13 protein-coding genes are annotated in these 13,396 nt (G+C 53.6%); 10 read left to right on the top strand and 3 right to left on the bottom strand.

Annotated features, from left to right (window positions below):
• Nucleotides 1-35: 35 nt before the first annotated feature.
• A complete protein-coding gene (plsB, locus tag OGY10_RS01145; protein ID WP_008786919.1) occupies nt 36-2,456 on the bottom strand; it encodes a glycerol-3-phosphate 1-O-acyltransferase PlsB in 2,421 nt (806 codons plus the stop codon).
• Nucleotides 2,457-2,626: 170 nt separating this feature from the next.
• On the opposite strand from plsB, the gene OGY10_RS01140 reads away from it, so the two are divergent.
• The 4 genes from OGY10_RS01140 to OGY10_RS01125 all read left to right on the top strand — a co-directional run bounded on the left by OGY10_RS01140 (nt 2,627) and on the right by OGY10_RS01125 (nt 5,510).
• Nucleotides 2,627-2,995, top strand: a complete 369-nt coding sequence (locus OGY10_RS01140; RefSeq protein WP_003826594.1) for a diacylglycerol kinase — start codon at nt 2,627-2,629, stop codon at nt 2,993-2,995.
• Nucleotides 2,996-3,104: 109 nt separating this feature from the next.
• Entirely contained in the window at nt 3,105-3,713 is a 609-nt protein-coding gene (lexA, locus tag OGY10_RS01135) for a transcriptional repressor LexA (protein ID WP_003826596.1), read from the top strand.
• A gap of 131 nt (nt 3,714-3,844) precedes the next feature.
• On the top strand, nt 3,845-5,164 hold the full coding sequence (dinF, locus tag OGY10_RS01130; protein ID WP_191226531.1) for an MATE family efflux transporter DinF: 1,320 nt from the start codon (nt 3,845-3,847) through the stop codon (nt 5,162-5,164).
• Between the two features lie 136 nt (nt 5,165-5,300).
• A complete protein-coding gene (locus OGY10_RS01125) occupies nt 5,301-5,510 on the top strand; it encodes a CsbD family protein (RefSeq protein WP_003031706.1) in 210 nt (69 codons plus the stop codon).
• A 49-nt stretch (nt 5,511-5,559) separates the two neighbouring features.
• On the opposite strand, the gene zur is transcribed toward OGY10_RS01125, so the two are convergent.
• Nucleotides 5,560-6,078 carry a zinc uptake transcriptional repressor Zur gene (zur, locus tag OGY10_RS01120; RefSeq protein ID WP_003031709.1) on the bottom strand — a complete coding sequence of 173 codons (519 nt, stop codon included), beginning with the start codon at nt 6,076-6,078 and terminating at the stop codon, nt 5,560-5,562.
• Between the two features lie 115 nt (nt 6,079-6,193).
• Between zur and OGY10_RS01115 the strand changes: the two genes are divergently transcribed.
• The 3 genes from OGY10_RS01115 to pspG all read left to right on the top strand — a co-directional run bounded on the left by OGY10_RS01115 (nt 6,194) and on the right by pspG (nt 8,164).
• Nucleotides 6,194-6,682 carry a cupin domain-containing protein gene (locus OGY10_RS01115; protein WP_003031710.1) on the top strand — a complete coding sequence of 163 codons (489 nt, stop codon included), beginning with the start codon at nt 6,194-6,196 and terminating at the stop codon, nt 6,680-6,682.
• A 107-nt stretch (nt 6,683-6,789) separates the two neighbouring features.
• Nucleotides 6,790-7,788 (top strand): tRNA dihydrouridine(20/20a) synthase DusA, encoded by a 999-nt coding sequence (gene dusA / locus OGY10_RS01110; protein ID WP_048215129.1) that lies wholly within the window; start codon nt 6,790-6,792, stop codon nt 7,786-7,788.
• A gap of 133 nt (nt 7,789-7,921) precedes the next feature.
• On the top strand, nt 7,922-8,164 hold the full coding sequence (gene pspG / locus OGY10_RS01105) for an envelope stress response protein PspG (RefSeq protein ID WP_048227487.1): 243 nt from the start codon (nt 7,922-7,924) through the stop codon (nt 8,162-8,164).
• Nucleotides 8,165-8,466: 302 nt separating this feature from the next.
• Here pspG and OGY10_RS01100 read toward each other — a convergent pair whose 3' ends face one another.
• Nucleotides 8,467-9,450, bottom strand: coding sequence for a quinone oxidoreductase (locus OGY10_RS01100; protein ID WP_008786924.1), 984 nt, complete (start codon nt 9,448-9,450; stop codon nt 8,467-8,469).
• Nucleotides 9,451-9,514: 64 nt separating this feature from the next.
• On the opposite strand from OGY10_RS01100, the gene dnaB reads away from it, so the two are divergent.
• From dnaB to tyrB, 3 genes are all read left to right on the top strand, one after another.
• Nucleotides 9,515-10,930, top strand: a complete 1,416-nt coding sequence (gene dnaB, locus OGY10_RS01095; protein WP_003826610.1) for a replicative DNA helicase — start codon at nt 9,515-9,517, stop codon at nt 10,928-10,930.
• 16 nt (nt 10,931-10,946) lie between these two features.
• Nucleotides 10,947-12,026 (top strand): alanine racemase, encoded by a 1,080-nt coding sequence (alr, locus tag OGY10_RS01090; RefSeq protein ID WP_008786925.1) that lies wholly within the window; start codon nt 10,947-10,949, stop codon nt 12,024-12,026.
• 128 nt (nt 12,027-12,154) lie between these two features.
• Nucleotides 12,155-13,348: an aromatic amino acid transaminase gene (gene tyrB, locus OGY10_RS01085; RefSeq protein ID WP_060683094.1), complete on the top strand. Its 1,194-nt coding sequence runs from the start codon at nt 12,155-12,157 to the stop codon at nt 13,346-13,348.
• Nucleotides 13,349-13,396: the final 48 nt, after the last annotated feature.

Genomic DNA, 13,396 nt, shown 5'->3' with positions numbered 1-13,396 from the left:
AAAAAAACCGGTCATTTCGACCGGTTTTTTTATGCTTACTCGCCCTGAGTGGCGCTCTCGATGGTCAGACGCACATCTGACGTGACCAGTTCGGCCAGCATCTGATAGATCTTCATCGTCTCTTCCGGTTCGGCATCTCCGGTATCGCTGATGAATCCCTCGTCACGCAGCGTCAGCACCAGAGAGCTGAATACGGCTTTATCGAAGAATTCCGGCGCGTTAATGCCGTGCAGCACTGAGAGGCGTTGCGCCACGGTGCGGCTCTCTTTCTCCAGCGTGCCACGGTTGATGGACGGGTTCGCGCTCAGCAGCCAGAAGGTAATGGCGTAGCGCTGCAACGTCTCGCGAGCACCTGCGGCCAGCAGCTGTAGCGTGCGGGAGCGGGCTGGATTGATATGCAGTTCGTCATCGGTCAGGGTGATGAGTCCCTGGCGCTGCATTTCGCTGGCCAGTTCGTCAATCACTCCGGCAAGCTCATCACGCTCCCAGCGTAAGAACAGCTCCGCTTTCAGCATCGGGTACAGCGCATCAATATGCTGCTGCAACGCGGCGCGTGAAATACGACGATGCTGAGTCACAATGGCTGCCATCAACGAAGGCAGAACCAGCATATGCGCAATGTTATTGCGGTAGTAGGTCATCAATACCGCCTGCTCGCGCGGCAGAATAATGATGTCACCGATGGTGTCTTTCTCGACCTCAAACTTGTTCATCTGCAAGGCGTGGTCGATCAGTTCACTGGCGCTCTGTGCCGGCACAGTCGAATCCGCAGCATACGGCACATTGCGCAGCAGGCTCAGATAGCAGTCGAGTTGTTCGGTCAGCTGTTCACGGGTCAGAGAGCGCTGGCGGGAGGCCAGTAAAGCAGTACAGCACAGGTTCATGGCGTTGGCCGCGCCTGCGTTGTTAATGCGCACCATCAAATCGGCGGCAATGTTATTCACCGTCGGCGTCAGCCAGGCCGGGCGGATAGACTCGATAGGGTCAATAGATTCACGCCACTCCGGCACATGCTGGTTGAGGTAAGTCATCAATGGCATTGGTTCACCAAAGTTGACGTAGCCCTGACCCAGATTACGCAGCTTGCTTAAGCCACGCAGCATTTGCGGCAGACTTTCTTTCTCTTTCGTCGCGCCACGCAGCTCTTTTGCGTAGGTGCCCACTTCCATTACGTGCTCATAGCCGATGTAGATCGGAACGAGAGTAATCGGACGTGTACCGCCGCGCAGCATCGCCTGAATAGTCATCGACAGCGTGCCGGTTTTCGGGTCGAGCAGACGACCGGTACGTGAACGGCCCCCTTCGACAAAGTACTCAACCGAGTAACCGCGGCTGAACAGCTCGCCCAGGTATTCACGGAATACGGTGGAATAGAGCTTGTTGCCCTTGAAGGTACGACGAATAAAGAACGCGCCCAGACGGCGGAAAATCGGACCCGCGGGCCAGAAGTTCAGGTTGATACCGGCTGCGATGTGCGGCGGCACCAGACCCTGGTGGTACAGAACGTACGACAGTAGCATATAGTCCATATGGCTGCGGTGGCACGGAACGTACACGATTTCATGCCCATCATGCGCCAACTGGCGTACACGTTCAGCATTGTGAACGTTAATCCCCTGATACAGACGGTTCCAGGTAAAGCCCAGAATACGGTCCGTCAGACGAATCATTTCGTAGGAGAAGTTGGCGGCAATCTCTTCCATCAGCGCAATGGCATTTTGCTGCGCTTTTTCGTGGGAGATTTTTTTACTGCGCGCTTCATCTTCTACCGCACGAGCGATCGCTTTTGAAGCTAACAGCTTATTAAACAGATCCTGGCGGGCTGGGAGGCGCGGGCCGACAGCGGCCAGGCGCTGGCGAGCAAAGTGCATACGCGCCACGCGTGCCAGCTTCTGAGCGATGATCTTATCCGTACCGTGTTCATCCGCCATACGGCGCAGAGAAACCGACGGGGAGAAGCGGACAAAACTGTCGCGACCCAGCCAGGACACCGCAAAGAATTTCTGTACGCCGTTTAGCATACGTAACGGCGGATTGACCTCGCCTTTTTCACGCCCTGGCGCACGGCCAAACATCACCGAAACCGGCACCATCTGCACATCCAGATCTGGATTGCTGCGATGCAAGTCGAGATAGTTGTGGAACAGCTTGATGGACTCTTCTTTCGGCGTGTAATAGGTGAATACACGCGGACCGCCGTGAATAAACACGTAGCGCGGTAACAGCGTTCCGTCTATCTCTAGTGGTTCCAGGGGATCGGGGAGGTCGTGCACCAGACATTGGGCACGCAGCGTCAGCAAGTCTGCTTTCGAATTGTACGGTAGGACGTACATAATGGGACGCGAAGTATCGAGTCCCAATTCCGGAGCAGGTTCTGCTGGAATAGACTTGCTTTTTACCAGGACGCTTAATGGTAAATTCAGTAATTTGTAGTAAATTCGTGGCCAGCCGGACATAAACGATGTAAAGCCTCTGGTTAATAATGCAAATGCGCTGCAAGGATATCAGAAAGTTTAGTGAATTTCTGTGGTATCCGGTCATACTTCGCGCTGCTTTGCCACACCCTGAACAAACGGGGTAACGTTACAATGACATTGACGCTAATAATGTAAAAAGGTTCTTTTTGATGGCCAATAATACCACTGGATTCACCCGAATTATCAAAGCTGCAGGTTATTCCTGGAAAGGTTTTCGCGCCGCATGGATTAATGAGGCGGCATTCCGTCAGGAAAGTGTTGCCGTCCTGCTGGGTGTCGCCATCGCCTGCTGGCTGGATGTTGATGCAATTACCCGCGTGTTGTTGATCGGTTCTGTGATGCTGGTGATGATCGTTGAAATCCTCAACAGTGCGATTGAAGCGGTAGTTGATCGTATTGGTTCTGAGTACCACGAACTTTCCGGTCGAGCGAAAGATATGGGGTCGGCTGCGGTATTGCTGTCTATTTTTGTCGCTCTAATCACCTGGGGCATCCTGTTGTGGTCGCATTTGCGATAAGGCTTCCACAACTGCATAAATCTCCTGTTTTTTGTGCAGTTTGCGGTTCCAAATTCGCCTTTAGCTGTATATACTCACAGCATAACTGTATATACACCCAGGGGGCGGAATGAAAGCGTTAACGGCCAGGCAACAAGAGGTGTTTGATCTCATTAGAGATCACATCAGCCAGACAGGTATGCCACCGACGCGTGCGGAGATCGCGCAGCGTTTGGGGTTCCGTTCCCCAAACGCAGCTGAAGAACACCTGAAAGCGCTGGCGCGTAAAGGTGTGCTGGAAATTGTATCCGGCGCATCGCGCGGTATTCGACTGTTGCAGGAAGAAGAAGAAGGGTTACCGCTTGTTGGTCGCGTGGCAGCCGGTGAGCCACTTCTGGCGCAGCAGCACATCGAAGGCCACTATCAGGTCGATCCTTCACTGTTCAAACCGAACGCCGATTTTCTTCTGCGCGTTAGCGGTATGTCGATGAAAGATATCGGGATTATGGACGGTGATTTACTCGCTGTGCATAAAACCCAGGACGTGCGTAACGGCCAGGTTGTTGTTGCCCGTATTGATGACGAAGTTACGGTTAAGCGCCTGAAAAAGCAGGGAAACAAGGTTGAACTCCTGCCAGAAAACAGCGAATTCAAACCCATCGTTGTCGACCTGCGCGAACAAAACTTCACTATTGAAGGGCTGGCAGTAGGCGTCATCCGTAACGGTGAATGGCTGTAATTTTCTGTTGAATCCCCGTAGGCCGGATAAGACGATGACGTCGCCATCCGGCAACGTGCCCGGTAGCGCTGCGCTTGCCGGGCCTGCATCACATTATCCAGTACGTCTAACTTCTTCTCAGGCCCTCCTGTATGCCTTTCTTTACCTCTTCTGATAAAGCACTCTGGCACCTCGCCTTACCCATGATCTTTTCCAATATCACCGTTCCCCTGCTGGGACTGGTGGATACCGCGGTGATTGGTCATCTGGATAGTCCGGTCTATCTTGGCGGTGTTGCGGTTGGTGCTACGGCAACCAGTTTTCTTTTTATGCTGCTGCTTTTTTTGCGCATGAGCACCACCGGTCTTACCGCCCAGGCATTTGGTGCGAAAAATCCGCAGGCGCTGGCGCGCGCACTGGTGCAGCCGCTCATGCTGGCGCTGGGGGCGGGGTTGCTTATCGCACTTTTTCGTACGCCGATTATCGATCTGGCTCTGCACATTGTTGGCGGAAGTGAAGCGGTACTGGAGCAGGCCCGACGTTTCCTCGAAATTCGCTGGTTAAGCGCACCCGCCTCGCTGGCGAATCTGGTGCTACTCGGCTGGCTGCTTGGTGTTCAGTATGCGCGTGCGCCGGTTATCCTATTGATTGTCGGCAATATTCTCAACATTGTGCTTGATATATGGCTGGTGATGGGCCTGCATATGAACGTGCAGGGTGCGGCACTGGCAACGGTGATTGCTGAATATGCCACCTTGCTGATCGGCCTGATGATGGTGCGCAAAGTCCTGCATATGCGCGGAATTTCGCTGGCAATGCTGAAGCAGGCGTGGCGTGGCAACTTCCGCCGTTTGCTGGCGCTTAACCGTGACATCATGTTGCGCTCGCTGCTGCTGCAGCTCTGTTTTGGCGCTATCACGGTGCTGGGTGCGCGTCTGGGAGGCGATATCATTGCGGTTAATGCCGTTCTGATGACCCTGCTAACCTTTACCGCCTACGCGCTGGATGGATTTGCCTATGCCGTGGAAGCGCATTCGGGCCAGGCCTATGGGGCGCGAGATGGTAGCCAGTTGCTGGACGTCTGGCGGGCGGCCTGCCGACAGTCCGGTATTGTGGCTATTTTGTTTTCGTTTGTTTATGCCCTGTTTGGCGAGCAGATTGTTGCGCTGCTGACCTCGCTGCCACAGATCCAACAGCTGGCCGATCGCTATCTTTTCTGGCAGGTGGTGTTACCGCTGGTGGGTGTCTGGTGTTATCTGCTCGACGGAATGTTTATTGGCGCGACGCGCGCGGCAGAAATGCGCAACAGTATGGCCGTTGCCGCCACAGGATTCGCATTAACGCTGCTGACTTTGCCGTGGCTGGGAAATCATGGCTTGTGGTTGGCGTTAACCGTTTTCCTGGCGTTGCGCGGGCTTTCACTGGCCTTTATCTGGCGACGTCACTGGCGTAATGGAACCTGGTTTGCCTGAGCGGGATGGTTAAAAATTCCGAATAGTAAATAAAACCCAGAATCACTGACTACACTTATTCTCACGTCCAGCAAAAACAGCATGTGTCTGGACATGGCACTCTCGCTATTCACAACCTAACGATGAGGACTTGATGATGAATAAAGACGAAGTCGGCGGCAACTGGAAGCAGTTTAAAGGTAAAGTGAAAGAGCAATGGGGCAAACTGACCGATGATGATATGACGGTCATTGAAGGTAAACGTGACCAACTGGTCGGTAAAGTCCAGGAGCGTTACGGTTACGCGAAAGATCAGGCGGAGAAAGAAGTTAACGATTGGGAAAAACGTAACGATTACCGCTGGTAATTAACCCTTCCCTCCTGAGAGTACAAGGATGTACGCTCTTCCCGCTTACCTAGCGCCCAACTTTCTTCTTCACCTGAATCGTATGGTCATGCTGGCACTCGCCAGGATGGCGGCAAGATTCAACTTCCACACAGGCCGGACACAGCCCGTGGGCTTCAATAACGTTATGCCGCAGTGCAAAGCCCATTTTTGCTGCTAGTGTATGCATGATGTCTTCCACGCCTTCCGCACACTCTTCTTTTACCACGCCACAGCGGTCGCAAATGAACATTGCTGAACTGTGGGTTGGCTGATCGAACAGATGACAAAGCACATAGCTGTTGGTGGATTCCACCTTGTGCACGAAACCTTGTTCCAGCAGAAAATCGAGCGCACGATATACGGTAGGTGGCTTAGCCTGCGGCTCGGTTTCCCGCAACAGGTCGAGCAGGTCATAGGCGCTGATCGCACCTTCCTGCAGGCTCATCAGGCGCAGTACTTCGAGGCGTTGTGGCGTAAGCCGCACGTTGCGTTGCGCGCAGAGTTTTTCAGCTTGAGCCAATAACTCTTGCGTAGTGGTTTTGTCCATTTGGCGCCTCGATTTGCATGGAAGGTTAATCCCTTACTTTAACATGTTCTGCTTAAAACACCGAGATCCACCGCGGTGTGCTATACCTGACGCATCGCAATACTGGAAAATAACCATGAAAAGACCCGATTGTATTCGCCACTGGCGTGAGGTTGAGGGGGCTGATGACTCCACTTATCCTGACAGCGATGAGCTATTTGCTATTGGCGCGCCGCTTGCCCGCAAGTTGGGGTTAGGACGACTCGGCATTCATCATGAACGCCTGCCGCCGGGTCGGCGCACGTCGTACCCGCACGCTGAAAGCGATGAAGAAGAATTTATCTACGTGCTGGAAGGTTATCCTGAGGCCTGGATTAACGGGTATTTATGGAAGCTGGAACCGGGCGACAGCGTCGGTTTCCCGGCAGGTACAGGCGTGTGCCATACCTTTATCAATAACACCAGTGAAGAGGTGCGCCTGTTAGTCGTGGGTGAGGCGAACAAAAAATACAACCGCATTTATTATCCGCTTAACCCGGTCTACGCCGCTACACGTGAGGATCGCTGGGTCGACCATCCGCCACAGTTTTTTGGATCTCACGACGGAAAACCGGGGCGTAAATAGCTTTTGTTTAGGGTCAGGGGGAGTGAGCCGCGAGGATGTGGCTCACTATCGTAACGGTCTATGCTATAGTAGCGCCCCTTTTTTAACCGGATGCTTGAATATTCGCCATGCTGCCTGAATCTCAGTCTACCGCTTTTCCCGCTCATCGTTTTTCTATCGCGCCGATGCTCGACTGGACGGACAGACACTGCCGCTACTTTTTGCGCTTACTGTCCAGCCAGACGCTGCTCTATACGGAGATGGTAACCACTGGGGCAATCATTCATGGTAAAGGCGATTATCTGGCGTATAGCGAAGAAGAACATCCGGTCGCATTGCAACTGGGCGGGAGCGATCCTGCGGCGCTGGCGCAGTGTGCTAAGCTCGCTGAACAGCGGGGCTACGACGAAATTAACCTCAACGTGGGTTGTCCTTCCGACCGCGTACAGAACGGCATGTTTGGCGCCTGCCTGATGGGGAATGCGCAACTGGTCGCCGATTGCGTCAAAGCAATGCGCGACGTGGTGTCGATTCCGGTAACGGTGAAAACTCGTATCGGTATTGATGACCAGGATAGCTACGAATTCCTCTGCGATTTCATCAACACGGTATCTGGCAAAGGCGAATGTGAGATGTTTATCATTCACGCCCGCAAGGCCTGGCTGTCAGGGTTAAGCCCGAAAGAAAACCGCGAAATTCCACCGCTGGATTATGACCGTGTTTATCAGTTAAAGCGTGATTTTCCGCATCTGACGATGTCGATCAACGGCGGCATTAAATCGTTGGAAGAAGCGAAAATTCATCTGCAACATATGGATGGCGTGATGGTGGGGCGTGAGGCGTATCAAAACCCAGGCATTCTGGCGTCCGTTGACCGCGAGATTTTTGCAGCTACCACCAAAGATTCCGATCCAGTCGCCGTGGTGCGTGCCATGTACCCGTATATTGAGCGTGAACTGAGTAAGGGAACCTATTTGGGACATGTGACACGCCATATGTTGGGGCTGTTTCAGGGTATTCCCGGTGCGCGCCAGTGGCGTCGTTACCTGAGCGAGAATGCACATAAAGCCGGGGCAGATATTAACGTTCTGGAGCACGCGCTGAAGCTGGTGGCAGACAAGCGTTAAGTTTTCACCAAAAGTTAGTTAATTTCACCACGACCTGCGCTTTGTCGCGGGGCGTTTTCTTTATAAATCAACGCATTATTTTTGGCATGTTTCTTGTAAAGCAATGGAGAGAATTTCATTTCGGGAGAGAGCCATGCTGGAACTACTTTTTGTGATTGGATTTTTTATCATGCTGATGGTCACCGGCGTATCTTTGCTGGGCGTTCTGGCCGCATTGGTCGTAGCCACCGCCGTGATGTTTCTGGGCGGACTATTTGCCTTGATGATTAAACTGTTGCCCTGGCTGCTACTGGCTGTTGCCGTGGTGTGGGTGATCAAGACGATAAAAGCGCCAAAAGTCCCACAGTATCAGCGCAATAACCGCCGGTTTTACTAAGGTATTGAGCGGTACGTCACAACCTGCAACATTGCCTTTAGAACCAAATAGGAATTGATTATCAAATCTGTCACTATTGCCAGGTTAACGAATTCATCGAGCTGTACCCTACATACAGCCGAACTAAAAAAAGAAAGGGCTTCCTGCGGGAAGCCCTAATTCTTTCTTTCCCCGTCATAATTCAAACTCCAGGTGTGTTGGCTGCTTTCATTCACCCCAGTCACTTACTCCAGTAAGCTCCTGGGGATTCATTCCATTGCCGCCTTCCTGGAGCTTGAATTATTTAGGGGAAAATGATGGCGTTACGGAATCAGCAAACTCGATCCCTGCGTGGCCCGGCTTTCCAGTACTTCATGAGCACGCTGTGCATCGTGCAGTGCGAACGTTTGACCAGGCGCGACATCCACTTTGATCACTCCACTGGCAATCAGCGAGAAAAGCTCATTGCTGGCTTCGGTTAATTCGCGGTGATTGGTGATGTAACCCTGTAGAGAAGGACGGGTCACGTATAGCGAACCTTTCTGGTTCAGAATGCCTAAGTTCACGCCAGTAACCGGCCCGGAAGCATTACCAAAGCTGACCATTAATCCCCGGCGCTGTAAACAATCCAGCGAGGCTTCCCAGGTATCTTTCCCCACCGAGTCATACACCACCCGCACTTTTTTACCGCCAGTTACCTCTTTCACTCGCTCAACAATGCTCTCTTCACGATAGTTAATGACCTGCCATGCGCCAGCCTGCAGCGCAATTTGCGCTTTTTGCGCACTGCCGACGGTACCAATCAGCTTCGCACCCAATGCTTTTGCCCACTGGCAGGCAATCATGCCGACGCCGCCCGCAGCTGCATGGAACAAAAACGGCTCATCAGGTTGAATTTCATAGGTTTTACGTAACAGATAAAAAACGGTTAGCCCTTTAAGAAACGAGGCGGCAGCTTGTTCAAACGAGATAGCGTTAGGCAGGATGGCGGCTTTATCGGCCGGAACGTTATGCACTGAGCTGTAGGCGCCAAGAGCAGACTGGGCGTACACCACGCGATCGCCAGCTTTAATGTGTGTCACTTTGCTGCCAACTTTGCTGACTACGCCGGCGGCTTCGGTACCCAGCCCGCTGGGCAGGGAAGGCGGTGGATAAAGACCACTGCGGATGTAGGTGTCGATATAGTTGATCCCAATCGCTTTGTTCTCGACCTGGATTTCGTTTTCCGCCGGGTCTACGGGCGTAAACTCTACCGCCTTGAGTACATCAGGGCCACCATGCTTGTGAAATTCAATACGTGTTGCCATGCTTCCTCCAAAAGAAATGTGGTAATCTTTCGACCCAATCATTATCTCGGTAACTCCATTCACTATGGCAGGAAATAAACCCTTCAACAAACAACAGACTGATGCTCGTGAGCGCGATCCCCAGGTCGCCGGGCTGAAAGTACCGCCGCACTCGATTGAAGCGGAACAGTCGGTGTTGGGCGGTTTAATGCTGGATAACGAACGCTGGGACGATGTCGCCGAGCGTGTGGTGGCGGAAGATTTTTATACCCGTCCGCACCGGCATATCTTCACGGAAATGCATCGCCTGCAGGAGATGGGAAAACCCATCGATCTGATCACGCTGGCAGAGTCGCTGGAAGTTCAGGGACAACTGGACAGCGTCGGCGGTTTTGCTTACCTGGCTGAGTTGTCTAAAAACACGCCAAGTGCGGCGAACATTAGCGCTTATGCGGATATCGTCCGCGAACGTGCCGTTGTTCGTGACATGATTTCAGTTGCGAACGAAATCGCGGAAGCCGGTTTTGATCCGCAAGGGCGCTCCAGTGAAGATCTGTTGGACCTTGCAGAATCCCGTGTCTTTAAAATCGCGGAAAGCCGCGCTAATAAAGACGAAGGCCCGAAAAATATTACTGACGTGCTCGACGCCACCGTCGCGCGTATCGAGCAGCTGTTCCAGCAACCGCACGACGGCGTCACCGGGGTGAACACCGGTTATGACGACCTCAATAAAAAGACGGCTGGTTTGCAGCCGTCAGACTTAATTATCGTCGCCGCGCGTCCGTCGATGGGTAAAACGACATTTGCAATGAACCTCGTCGAAAATGCGGCGATGTTGCAGGATAAGCCGGTTCTTATCTTTAGTCTTGAAATGCCCTCAGAACAGATCATGATGCGTTCCCTGGCCTCGCTCTCACGCGTAGACCAAACCAAAATTCGTACCGGTCAACTGGATGATGAAGACTGGGCGCGAATTTCCGGAACAATGGGTATTTTGCTGGAGAAACGAAACATCTATATTGATGACTCCTCCGGCCTGACGCCTACGGAAGTGCGCTCGCGTGCCCGTCGTATCGCCCGTGAACATGGCGGTATCGGACTTATCATGATCGACTACCTGCAGCTGATGCGCGTGCCGTCGCTCTCCGACAACCGTACGCTGGAAATTGCAGAAATCTCCCGCTCGCTGAAAGCGTTAGCGAAAGAACTGCATGTGCCGGTGGTGGCGCTGTCGCAGCTTAACCGCTCTCTGGAACAACGTGCCGACAAGCGTCCGGTCAACTCGGATCTGCGTGAGTCTGGCTCCATCGAGCAGGATGCCGACTTAATCATGTTTATCTATCGTGATGAGGTTTATCACGAAAACAGCGACCTGAAAGGGATCGCAGAAATCATTATTGGTAAGCAACGTAACGGCCCGATCGGAACGGTTCGCCTGACGTTTAACGGACAGTGGTCGCGATTCGACAACTATGCCGGTCCTCAATATGACGATGAGTAATTTCTAAGGAATACAAATGCAAGCGGCAACTGTAGTTATTAACCGCCGCGCTCTGCGACACAACCTGCAACGTCTGCGTGAACTGGCTCCAGCCAGCAAACTGGTTGCGGTTGTGAAAGCGAACGCCTACGGCCATGGTCTGTTAGAGACCGCGCGAACGCTCCCCGATGCGGACGCTTTTGGTGTCGCTCGTCTTGAAGAAGCCCTGCGCTTGCGAGCGGGAGGGATCACGCAGCCCATCCTGCTGCTGGAAGGATTTTTTGATGCCTCCGATCTGCCGACTATTTCCGCGCAGCGCCTGCATACTGCCGTCCACAACCAGGAGCAGCTCGAAGCCCTGGAAGCCGCTAAACTGGCTGAACCCGTTACCGTCTGGATGAAGCTCGACACGGGTATGCATCGACTGGGCGTACGCCCTGAGCAGGCCGAGGCGTTTTATCAGCGCTTAACACAGTGTGAAAACGTGCGCCAGCCGGTCAATATCGTCAGCCACTTTGCTCGCGCGGACGAGCCTGAGTGTGGCGCGACCGAAAAACAGCTCGATATCTTCAACAGTTTTTGTGAAGGCAAACCGGGGCAGCGTTCGATTGCCGCGTCGGGTGGTATTTTGCTGTGGCCGCAGTCTCACTTCGACTGGGCGCGTCCGGGGCTGATTCTGTACGGTGTATCACCGCTGGAAAACCACTCTATCGGCGCTGATTTTGGCTGCCAGCCGGTAATGTCGCTAACCTCCAGCCTGATTGCGGTGCGTGAGCACAAAGCGGGCGAACCGGTCGGCTATGGCGGTACCTGGCAGAGCGAGCGCGACACGCGTCTTGGCGTGGTAGCGATGGGCTATGGCGATGGTTACCCGCGTGCGGCGCCGTCTGGAACACCGGTGCTGGTCAATGGCCGTGAAGTGCCGATCGTCGGTCGCGTCGCGATGGATATGATCTGCGTCGATTTAGGCCCCGAAGCGCAGGATAAAGCCGGCGATTCGGTGATTCTGTGGGGCGAGGGCTTGCCCGTTGAACGCATTGCTGAAATGACGAAAGTAAGTGCTTACGAACTTATTACGCGCCTGACCTCAAGGGTAGCGATGAAGTATATCGATTAGCAGCATGATGTGCCGGACAGGTGGTTACGCCGCCTTCCGGCAATATTCCTCTCAACATCCTCTCGATCTTCTCCCACTTCCGGTTTATTGTGTTCTTAACCCCTGCCTGTAAACCCGGAGAACCACACGTGTTTCAAAAAGTTGACGCCTACGCCGGCGACCCGATCTTATCGCTCATGGAGCGCTTCAAAGAAGATTCACGTAGCGACAAAGTGAATCTCAGCATCGGCCTGTATTACAACGAAGACGGCATTATTCCTCAGCTTAAAGCTGTGGCAGAAGCGGAAGCCCGCCTCAATGCCAAACCGCATGGCGCTTCGCTGTATCTGCCGATGGAAGGTCTGAACACGTATCGCCATACTATTGCGCCGCTGCTGTTTGGCGCAGAACATCCGGTTCTCCAGCAGCAGCGCGTCGCAACCATTCAGACGCTGGGCGGCTCCGGTGCGTTAAAGGTTGGCGCAGACTTCCTGAAACGTTATTTCCCTGATTCTGGCGTGTGGGTCAGCGATCCGACCTGGGAAAACCATATCGCGATTTTTGAAGGTGCCGGATTCGAAGTAAGCACTTACCCATGGTATGACGACACGACCAACGGCGTGCGTTTCAACGACCTGCTGGCAACGCTGAATACCCTACCGGCGCGCAGCATCGTGCTGCTACATCCGTGCTGCCATAACCCGACAGGGGCGGATTTAACGCCTGCGCAGTGGGATAGCGTTATTGAGATCCTGAAAGCACGCGATCTGATTCCGTTCCTGGACATTGCTTACCAGGGCTTTGGTGGTGGAATGGAAGACGATGCCTATGCGATTCGCGCCATTGCCAGCGCCGGATTGCCTGCTCTGGTCAGTAACTCATTCTCGAAGATTTTCTCCTTATACGGCGAGCGTGTCGGCGGACTGTCAGTGGTATGTGAAGACGCTGAAGCCGCTAGCCGCGTGCTGGGGCAGCTAAAAGCGACGGTGCGTCGGAACTACTCCAGCCCGCCAAACTTTGGTGCGCAGGTAGTTGCCGCGGTACTGGGGGATGACGCGCTGAAAGCCAGTTGGCAGGCGGAAGTTGAAGAGATGCGTACCCGCATTCTGGCGATGCGCCAGGAGTTGGTTAACGTATTGAATACGGAGATCCCAGGCCGTAACTTTGACTACCTGCTGCAACAGCGCGGGATGTTCAGCTATACCGGGCTTAGCGCAGCCCAGGTTGATCGTCTGCGCGATGAGTTCGGTGTATACCTGATCGCCAGTGGTCGCATGTGCGTGGCCGGGTTGAATCACGGTAACGTGCAGCGCGTGGCGAAGGCATTTGCCGCCGTCATGTAACCGACTTTGCAGGCCTGATAAGCGTCGCGCCATCAGGCCTGTTTTCCA

The sequence above is a fragment of the Citrobacter sp. Cpo148 genome, from assembly GCF_030332375.1.
GTDB lineage: Bacteria > Pseudomonadota > Gammaproteobacteria > Enterobacterales > Enterobacteriaceae > Citrobacter > Citrobacter portucalensis.
This window is presented reverse-complemented; position numbering and strand designations above follow the sequence as displayed.